The following is a 587-nucleotide window of genomic DNA, read 5'->3' as shown; positions in this document are numbered from 1 at the left end:
CATCCACCAACTGCTTACACTTGCTAAAGTAGACAGTTTATCTGAACGTGTCTTTGACAACGTCGAACTAACCCCATTGCTGCAAACCGTCGTCGCCGATTTAGCGCCACTTGCTTTAAGACAAGATCAAGACATCAGCCTCTCACCAGCGGAAGTCGCGCTTTCTGGCGACAAAATGTTGTTAGAGGTATTGTTCCGTAACCTTGTAGACAACGCCATTCGCTATTCAGGCGCACACAGCGAAATCCAAGTTAATGTGCAAGAAAATAGAAATGCCATCAAAATCTTGGTTTCCGACACTGGCCCGGAGATTCCACAAGAAACGCGAGAAAGGATCTTTGAACAATTCTACCGAGGTCACTCAGAAAAAGGCGATGGTGCGGGGTTGGGCATGTCTATTTGCAAAGATATCGCCACGCTACACAGCGCAACGATAGAGCTGATTACGAGAGAAAATAGCAAGAACACGTTTGTCGTCGCATTCCCAAAGTACTAGCGAAAAAAGACGACTAAAAAGGCGATATGGAGCACACTTCTATCGCCTTGTTTCGCACCAAGCATGAGACGCTTCCCACTCTTACATAGAC

General features: G+C 46.5%; 1 protein-coding gene. It reads left to right on the top strand.

Translation table 11 applies throughout. The features are described from left to right. A partial coding sequence (locus R7E78_RS28635) for a HAMP domain-containing sensor histidine kinase (RefSeq protein ID WP_318058949.1) occupies positions 1–496 on the top strand: 496 nt, incomplete at its 5' end. Positions 497–587 lie beyond the last annotated feature (91 nt).

The organism is Vibrio sp. YT-19(2023) (assembly GCF_033337395.1).
This window is presented reverse-complemented; position numbering and strand designations above follow the sequence as displayed.